Origin of the sequence: Craterilacuibacter sp. (assembly GCF_051659485.1) — a bacterium.
Taxonomy (GTDB): Bacteria; Pseudomonadota; Gammaproteobacteria; order Burkholderiales; family Chromobacteriaceae; genus Craterilacuibacter.
On sequence record NZ_JBOFOO010000169.1, the window covers coordinates 1 to 8,402 of the forward strand.

General features: G+C 57.3%; 8 protein-coding genes. 3 read left to right on the top strand and 5 right to left on the bottom strand.

Annotation, left to right across the window (positions count from 1 at the left end; all coding sequences use genetic code 11):
- Both ACRC1E_RS05865 and ACRC1E_RS05870 read right to left on the bottom strand, forming a co-directional pair.
- A partial coding sequence (locus ACRC1E_RS05865) for a diguanylate cyclase domain-containing protein (protein WP_438514177.1) occupies nucleotides 1-1,411 on the bottom strand: 1,411 nt, incomplete at its 3' end.
- Nucleotides 1,412-1,541: 130 nt separating this feature from the next.
- A complete protein-coding gene (locus tag ACRC1E_RS05870; protein WP_438514178.1) occupies nucleotides 1,542-1,865 on the bottom strand; it encodes a rhodanese-like domain-containing protein in 324 nt (107 codons plus the stop codon).
- Nucleotides 1,866-2,013: 148 nt separating this feature from the next.
- On the opposite strand from ACRC1E_RS05870, the gene ACRC1E_RS05875 reads away from it, so the two are divergent.
- Together ACRC1E_RS05875 and ACRC1E_RS05880 are read left to right on the top strand one after the other, a co-directional pair.
- On the top strand, nucleotides 2,014-3,378 hold the full coding sequence (locus ACRC1E_RS05875; protein ID WP_438514179.1) for a glutamine synthetase family protein: 1,365 nt from the start codon (nucleotides 2,014-2,016) through the stop codon (nucleotides 3,376-3,378).
- An 88-nt stretch (nucleotides 3,379-3,466) separates the two neighbouring features.
- Nucleotides 3,467-3,817, top strand: coding sequence for a hypothetical protein (locus ACRC1E_RS05880; RefSeq protein WP_438514180.1), 351 nt, complete (start codon nucleotides 3,467-3,469; stop codon nucleotides 3,815-3,817).
- 74 nt (nucleotides 3,818-3,891) lie between these two features.
- Here the strand turns inward: ACRC1E_RS05880 and ccsB are convergent, their stop codons facing one another.
- From ccsB to ACRC1E_RS05895, 3 genes are all read right to left on the bottom strand, one after another.
- Entirely contained in the window at nucleotides 3,892-5,037 is a 1,146-nt protein-coding gene (gene ccsB, locus ACRC1E_RS05885) for a c-type cytochrome biogenesis protein CcsB (protein ID WP_438514181.1), read from the bottom strand.
- Nucleotides 5,034-6,998, bottom strand: coding sequence for a cytochrome c biogenesis protein ResB (locus ACRC1E_RS05890; RefSeq protein WP_438514182.1), 1,965 nt, complete (start codon nucleotides 6,996-6,998; stop codon nucleotides 5,034-5,036). Before ACRC1E_RS05890 ends, ccsB begins: the two co-directional genes overlap by 4 nt.
- Before the next feature lie 133 nt (nucleotides 6,999-7,131).
- Nucleotides 7,132-7,746, bottom strand: a complete 615-nt coding sequence (locus tag ACRC1E_RS05895; RefSeq protein ID WP_438514183.1) for a c-type cytochrome — start codon at nucleotides 7,744-7,746, stop codon at nucleotides 7,132-7,134.
- A gap of 90 nt (nucleotides 7,747-7,836) precedes the next feature.
- Here ACRC1E_RS05895 and yihA point away from each other — a divergent pair.
- Nucleotides 7,837-8,402, top strand: a 566-nt coding sequence (gene yihA, locus ACRC1E_RS05900; protein WP_438514184.1) for a ribosome biogenesis GTP-binding protein YihA/YsxC, incomplete at its 3' end; no start/stop codon positions are given.

Sequence of the window (8,402 nt, forward strand, 5' to 3'; positions counted from 1 at the left end):
AGCATCGCCAGGTGTTACGCCCGTCGCGCTTGGCGTGATACATCGCCATATCGGCACAGCGCAACAGGGTGTCAAAGTCACTGCCATCCTGCGGATACAGCGCGATGCCTATGGATGAAGTGACACTGATATCGTGTCCCTCCACCGCACAGGGCAGCGCCAGTTGTTCGCTCAGACGCTGAATTAGCGCAGCGGCATCATCGGCATCACTGTCCGGCAATAACAGGATGAATTCGTCCCCGCCCAAACGTGCGACGCTATCGCTATGGCGGACTTGTGCCGACAGCCGCCGGGCTTGCAGGCACAGCAGGGCATCGCCCACCGTGTGTCCCAACGTATCATTGATATGCTTGAAGCCATCCAGATCAATAAATACCAGCGCCAGAGCAGGGCTACCGGCAGCAATAGCCGAGGCAAACTGCCCGGCCAGCGATGCGCGGTTGATCAGGCCGGTCAGCGGATCGTGCTGGGCCAGATAACGCAGTTGCCGTCCGGACTGTTCACGCTCGGTCACATCCTGAGCCAGCGAAATCACCCCCAGCGTGCATCCCGATTCGTCGATCAAGGTGGTATTGAACCACTCACACTCGATGATGCGGCCATCACGGGTCAGGTTGGCATTCTGGCTGTGCGAACCTCCTTGCTGCTTAAGCAAGGTATCCAGCACCTCTGCGCTCACCATCTGCCGAGCGGGCTCCGGCAGGATAAAGTGCGCATGCTGCCCTAGCGCCTGCTCGCGGCTATGGCCGAACATTTTCTGCGCGGCCGGATTCCAGTCACGCACATAAAAATTCGCATCCCACTCTATCATCGCTAGCGCAGTCTGCTCGCGCAGCAGATGCTGGCGCTGGCGCGAAGCCCGTAATTCGTGCTCGGCCTGCCGCTTCTCGCTCAGATTTTCCACCAGCGCAATACCACCACACACCTGACCGGACACGATGACCGGAATCAGCTCCACCTCCAGAGCGAACACCCGGTGGTTCTGCATGGACTTGTAGTCCCCCTGATACAGGCTGCGCCGTCCGGCCAGCACCTCCTGAACTGCAGCCAGCAGCTTTTTGTCATCCACCGAGACAAGACTCAAGCCCAGTAACTGCTCGCGGCGCAGGCCCATATGCTGCTGCAGGCTATCATTGCAATCGGTAATCACCCCTGCCGCGTCGAAATGCAGTGCGCCAAGCGCCATATGGCTGAATATCTGCCGGTATTTGGCTTCGCTTTGCTGCAAATGCGCCAGCGCCAGCCCCTTCTCTTTTATATCTGCAGCCGCATTTACCCCAGCTTGGCGACCTTGCTGCGGTTCGCAGCCTGCATAAGAGGCATCGCCACCATGCCCGGAGGCATCAGGAACCCTGACCGCGTAATCGTTCTCTATTATCGACATGGCATAGCAGAAGGGTGAAGGCTGCATACGGGAATCATCTTGGCCCTGAAGTGCGCCATTTCCCGCAGCCCGAATTCACGGGCGCGCATGCCTATACATTAATATTGAACGCTATCATAGCATAACATCATATACATCTTGCACCAAGATCTTGCCCTCAAGGCCGTGCCAATAGCTTGCGTGCTTCTGCCACCCCGCCTAGATTGCGTACCGCGGTATAACCCAGCGCCCGTAACTGCTGCTCGGCCTCCGCCGAACGACGCCCGCTGCGGCAATACAGCGCAATTGGTGCACTCTTGTCCGGCGCGCTCCGGGCAATGGTGCGGGCAATACTGTCCAGCGGCAGGTTAAGTGCACCCTGCACATGCTCTTGGGCAAATTCAGCCGGGCTACGTACATCAATCACTAACGGTGAAGCCAGCGCCAAGCTAGCCGCAAACAGCAAACAGAGCGCCGTAAACAAAGAGGACAGATATTTCATGGCAGACTTTCATCAGTAAAGCCGATAATTATGCAGCAACATTTTGCTGATGGCATACTCTGTCCATCAAGGCGCAATAGACGCCCGGCCATCATTGCGATGGCAGACAGACGGAATCCCCCTGCAAGCAAGGAAACCGAGGAAAAATATGTCACAAGCGACTCCACCCGCCGAACGGCTAGCCCAGCTAGCCGGCTGGCTGAATGAGCACCAGGTACGCGATGTAGAAATGAGCTTTGCCGATATCAGCGGCTTCGCCCGCGGCAAGACATTGCCGGCGGCCGCCTTTATCAAGGGGCAGCAGCTACGCATCGCCCGTGCCGTTCCGATACAAAGCTGTACCGGCGACTTTCCCGACTACCGTTTTTATGGTGAACAGGACCCGGACGTTACCTTGGTACCCGACCTTGCCACCCTGCACCGCGTGCCATGGGCACGTACAGCGCGGGCACTGGTGATCTGCGACTGTGTCGATCTGGACGGCGAACTGACGCCACTGGCGCCACGCTCCGCATTGAAGAAGGTACTGGCCCGTTATGATGCGCTGGGCCTGACGCCTATCGTTGCTCCCGAACTGGAGTTTTACATTTTCGCTGCCAATCCTGATGCGGACGCACCATTCCAGTCGCCGCAGCTGCGTAGCGGGCGGCGCGAAACCGGCTTCGATTCGTTCAGCTTTTCCACGCTCAACGATCTGGAAGCCTTCTTCGATGATGTCTATCGTGCCTGCGAGATGCTGGGTATCCACACCGATACCTGGGTGCATGAAATGGGCCCCAGCCAGTTCGAGATCAACCTCCAGCATGGCCCGGCCCTGCAACTGGCCGACCAGACCTTTCTGTTCAAGACGGCGCTCAAGGAAATCGGCAACCAGCACGGACTGAACGTAGTGTGCATGGCCAAGCCACTAGCCGGCGCCCCCGGCAGCTCCATGCATATTCACCAGAGTCTGGTGGATACGCAGGGCAATAATGCCTTCAGCCAGCAAGATGGCAGCGCCAGCGCGCAGTTCTTCCACTATATCGCCGGCATGCAACACTACCTGCCCCACCTGATGCCCTTGTTTTGCCCCAGCCCCAATTCCTACCGCCGTTTCGTCAAGGGGCTGGCGGCACCGGTCAATCTGAGCTGGGGGCTGGACAACCGTTCGGTCGGCTTGCGTGTGCCGGTTTCCGGCCCGGAAGCGCGCCGGGTGGAAAACCGGCTACCCGGTTGCGACGCCAACCCTTATTTGTCTTTGGCGGCCAGTCTGGGAGCCGGCCTGCTGGGCATAGAACAGCGACTCACGCCGGACGAAGCCGTCACCGGCAATGTTTTCCTTGGCGAAGACAAAGCCAGCCTGCCGCGTACGCTGGATGCAGCGCTGGCGCTGATGGAAGCACACGGCACGGCAGAGGCGCTGTTCGGCGGCGAGTTTGCCCGCGCCTATGTCGCGGTCAAAGAGCTGGAGCTGACACATTTCCACAGCGAAATTACCCCTTGGGAGCGACGTTATCTCGCCATGCTGGCCTAGATATGCATATTAGAAACCATTTGCTATTGAAATAGCCCGACAAACGCAGGACTATCATGTTTTTGACCTTTAAATCCCGTCAAACACCATGTCCTGTCTGCCTCTTACCACCTGCCTGATGCTGGCTGCCTCGCTGTTTACGGCAGCACCAGCATGGGCAGCCCGCTCTACACCCTCGCTTGAACTCATGACGCTAGCAGCCCCGTTCCAGGTAGCCCAATGCCTGGAAAGCGGCATCAAGGGCTGGAAAATACCGCTGAATTACATAGACAGCACGCAGGAAAGCCGCGAGCGCTACAGCCTGCGCCTGACCAATCCGGTCACCGGCCGTTCCGGCTTCGAGGTGGTGATGGAGCCCGGGCTGGTGCGCCTGTTCGAACGCGGGCCCAAGCTCTCCAAACAATGGCTGCGCCTGATCCGCCGCTGCGCAGGCAGCTAAACCACACGCCATAGAAAAAGGGCATCGCCATCCGGTGGATGCGATGCCCTTTTTACGCTCGTGTCTTTTTGAGCTTACAAGCCGCCGTAGGAATGCAGGCCGGACAGGAACATATTGACGCCGATAAAGGCAAAGGAAGTCACAAATAACCCGACGACGGCCCACCATGCCAAAGGTGCGCCGCGCCAGCCCTTGACCAGACGCATATGCAGCCAGGCGGCGTAGTTAAGCCATACGATCAGCGCCCAGGTCTCTTTCGGGTCCCAGCTCCAGTAGCCGCCCCATGCGTCGGCGGCCCACATCGCGCCCAGAACGGTGGCGATGGTAAAGAACAAAAAGCCGACGGCAATCGCCTTGTACATCACCTCATCCAGCACCTCGGATGGCGGCAGTTTGCCGGCGAGCCAGCCGCGCATCGAGATCAGCTCGGCCACACCCAGCATAGCAGCGATGGCAAAAGCGCCATAACCGACAAAGTTGGCCGGAACATGTATCTTCATCCACCACGACTGCAGGGCGGGAATCAGCGGCTGGATTTCATGCGCCTGACGGTCAAACGCATACCAGACGATAAAGCCAACCGCCGCGCTGATAATCAGCAGCACAAAGGCACCCATCTGCCGTGCCGCAAACTTGGCCTCGTAATAGAGGTACATCAGTGCGGTAATCAGGCAGAACAGCACGAACACTTCGTACAGATTGGACACCGGGATATGCCCGATATCGGGGCCTATCAGATAACTTTCGTACCAGCGCGTCCCCAGACCGGCCAGCCCCATCACCGTTGCCGCCCACGTCAGCCCCGAGCCCATTTTCTGCAAGGTTGCCGAACGGCTGAGCAAACCCGCCCAATACACGCCGGTGGCCAATACGAACAAGGTGCACATCCACATAATGGAGGACTGGCTGGACAAGATATATTTGAGCAAAAAGGCACTCTGGCCACGCGCCAGATCATGCTCATATAACTGGATCGCGCCCAGCGACAAGCTGCCGGACAAGGGAAAATACCAGCGCCACGGTTTCCAGAACCAGCCCAGTGCAATCAGGCTGATGGCCGAGCCGGCCAGAATGGCTTCCTCGTAGACATCCATGAAATGGTCGTACTGGTAAAAGGCACCGGCACACACCAGCAAAATAAACAGGGCATAAGCCCAGTCGCGCAGATCCAGCCTGCGCCAGCTGGCTTGTTGTGCTTCAAGACGATAAACAGAACTCATGGTTGCTCCCTGACTAGCAGTTCCAGTGCCTCGCGTTCGCGCTCAAAGTCGCGATCGAGATCCCGGTTGTGACGATTAGAGGTCATGGCCAGACGCACGGCTCCGGAGCGGAACACCAGCCAGACCCGGATTTCGCGTACATAAAACATCAAGATGATGCCGATCACCAGCAGCAAGGAGCCCAGATAGACCAGGTTCTTGCCGGGAGAACGCGTCAGTTGCAGACCCGAAGCCTGCACCTGATCGAAGCCGGTGAGCTGCAGATAAACCGGCGCACCGTAGTCATGCAACGCCGAACTGGCCACCAGGCTATCCAGCAAGAAGCGATAGTGCGTCTCGTCAAACTTGGCCGGTGCGACACCGGCACGGCTATCGGCGACCGCCATCAGGTCGCCGACCGTGCCTTGCAGGATTTTCACATAAGTCTGGGCGACAGCCTGGCGCTTGTCTTCCGGCACCCGCGCGTCGAGGAAGTTTTCCAGCGCGGGGAAGCCCCCGCTGGCAAAGCGGTCCAACACCCACTTCACACTACTCTCGAACTGCGTGCGTACCGCCGGGCTGATGGCACCGCCCTGCAGTGCCTTGTCAGCCGTGCGCCGGGCGACTTCATCGTATAGCGCAGGGGTGGAAAAAGCCGCATTCAGGCGCATGAAACGCTGCAGTGTAAATTCGTCATCCAGCGGAATCCGCAGATACTGGAAAGGCTCGGACAGCTGGCGGCGTACACCCGAAATCTGGTAGTTGGCACCCTCTTGCTGGATGGGTGCCATGTACTGGTGATATTCGTGCGCCTGCCCCTGGGCATCCCGCAACTTATAGGTAATCGACGGGCCTACGTTTTTGAGTGACTTCTCGTGCTTGACCTCACGCGCATCCTGCATCTTTTGCGCCAGTGTCTTATCGACGTCGGCCCCGGTTTTAGCCATGTTCTCGACGTTGTAAACCTTGAGGTCTCCAAACTCGAGCGTGTAGTCCTTGTCATTGGCACGCAAAGGCTGTGCCGCCTGCGACACACCCTTGATCGTCACCGGCGACAGCTGGGGCTGTGCCAGATTCCATGCATTCAGCTCCAGCGGCGAGCCGCCATCACCGAAGCTCGCCTGATAAATAGCGACGCCATCAATCACCAGCGGATGGTTAACCCTGACGGTTGCGGCGGTTTCCTTACCGGTGGCCTTGTCGGTCACCACGATATCGCTGGCAAACAGCTTGGGCATGCCATTGCTGTAATAATCGACATGAAACTGCTTGAGTGTCACGGCAAACGGCAATTCCTGTACCAGATAGCCCTTGCCGGCATTCAGGAACACCACATCGGCGCTACGGTTCTCGGCGATGGTGACATTGCCGCGATACGACAGGTTAGCGGCACTCAGCCGGCTTTGGGCCGGAATCTGGCTTTGCGGCACATCACGCGTTTCCGGCACCACCCGCCCGCTAAGCTCACCCAGCTTAAGCGGCAGATTGCCGTCCATCAGGCCGCCAATACAGATCACCACCATCGCGATATGGGCAAAGAAATAACCCAGCTTGTTGGCCGCGCCTTTTTTGGCGGCCAGCACCCGGCTGCCATCCTCGCGCATATGCTCCTTGATACGAAAGCCCTGCACCTTGAGCCGCGCCGCGACCGCATCCGGATCCACCTGGCCTGCGATACTGACACTGTGCGACATCAGGCTCAAGGAAGTATCGGATGCCTTTTCCCGATAGGCCTTCATCTCCTTGACGAAGCCCGGGCCATTACGCAGTATGCACAAGCTGGTCGACAGCACCAGAAATGCCAGAATGGTCAAAAACCAGCCTGAGTGGTAAACATCGTACAAGCCGAGTGTTTCAAACAACAAAAACCAGAACTGGCCAAACTCGAACGCATAATTGGTATAAGGCTCGTTCTGCTTGAGAACAGTGCCGATCACCGAGGCAATCGCCAGTATGGTCAACAGGCCGATAGCAAAACGCATTGAGCTGACAAGCTCATAAATACGGTGTAACCACTGCAAATTACGATTTTTTATTTTCATATCGGCATAAAGCAAAAGAGGGGCCCGAAACGGGCACCCTCCCTATGAGTGTTGGCTCAGGTAAAAGTTGCGTTCAACGCAGACCCGAAATATATTCGGCGACCGCTTTCATTTCCGCATCACTCATGCGTGCAGCAATATCGGTCATGATCACGTTGTTACGCACGATAGCGCCTTTGTAATCCTGCAGCTGCTTAACGGTGTAACTCGCATGCTGACCACCCATGCGCGGATATTTTTCCGGCAGGCCGGCGCCGGCAGGACCGTGGCACGACATACAGGCCGGCAGCTTGGTCGCGGCATTACCCGCACGGTAGATCGTCTTGCCCAGTTCCAGCTGGGTCTTGTCCGACGCGTCACGCGGCTTGACCTTTTGCTGGCTAAAGTAGGCGGCGACGTTCAGCATGTCCTGATCTGACAAGGTCGAAGCCATGCCCAGCATGATCGGGTTTTGCCGAGTGCCGGCTTTGAAGGCCTTAAGCTGGGCATGCAGATACTGCTGACTCTGCCCGGCCAGCGTCGGATTGATCGCGGCAACACTATTACCATCTACGCCGTGGCAGGCTGCGCAAACCTGTTCGACAATAGCCTTGGCCTTGGTCGGATCAGCCTGCAGCGCGGGTGCTGAGGCCAGGGAACTACCGGCTACTAAAACAGCCGACAGCGCCAACAGCATCTTACGTTTCATGGTCGCTCCTTAGGGAGAATGCGTGAATATCGGTAAAAGAGGCATTTTCAAACGTGCTATTCTATAACAACTGACTTGTCCATTACTACTATGCCTATCTTCCAAAACGCCAGTTTTTATACCACCGTCAACCACCTGAAAGATTTGCCGCCCACGCGTGCCGAGGTGGCTTTTGTCGGTCGGTCGAACGCGGGCAAGTCCAGTGCCATCAATACGCTGACCAACCGCACACGCTTGGCTTATGTTTCCAAAACCCCTGGGCGCACCCAACACATCAACTTTTTTGATTTGGGAAACGAACGCTATCTGGTTGACTTGCCCGGCTACGGCTTTGCTCAGGTTCCGGAAGCGATACGTACTCACTGGGTGCAATTACTGGGTCGCTACCTGCAAACACGGGAAAGTCTGGTCGGCCTGATCCAGATCATGGATATCCGCCATCCGCTCAAAGAGCTGGACTGGAAGATGCTGCTCTATTTTATCGAGACCAACCGCCCGGTACACATCATGCTGTCCAAGGCCGACAAACTGTCGCGCCAGGATCAGACCAAAGCGCTCAAGGAAGTGAAGGAAAAGCTGGCCGCTTATCCACAAATTACCATCCAGCTATTTTCCAGCCTGAAAAAATCGGGTTGCGAGACGGTAGAGCAGATTGT

What these genes read in the sequence shown, in the direction of transcription:
- ACRC1E_RS05870 (WP_438514178.1), bottom strand. Translation starts at nt 1,865, where the DNA reads ATGAAATATCTGTCCTCTTTGTTTACGGCGCTCTGTTTGCTGTTTGCG.
- ACRC1E_RS05875 (WP_438514179.1), top strand. Translation starts at nt 2,014, where the DNA reads ATGTCACAAGCGACTCCACCCGCCGAACGGCTAGCCCAGCTAGCCGGC.
- ACRC1E_RS05880 (WP_438514180.1), top strand. Translation starts at nt 3,467, where the DNA reads ATGTCCTGTCTGCCTCTTACCACCTGCCTGATGCTGGCTGCCTCGCTG.
- ccsB (WP_438514181.1), bottom strand. Translation starts at nt 5,037, where the DNA reads ATGAGTTCTGTTTATCGTCTTGAAGCACAACAAGCCAGCTGGCGCAGG.
- ACRC1E_RS05890 (WP_438514182.1), bottom strand. Translation starts at nt 6,998, where the DNA reads ATGCGTTTTGCTATCGGCCTGTTGACCATACTGGCGATTGCCTCGGTG.
- ACRC1E_RS05895 (WP_438514183.1), bottom strand. Translation starts at nt 7,746, where the DNA reads ATGAAACGTAAGATGCTGTTGGCGCTGTCGGCTGTTTTAGTAGCCGGT.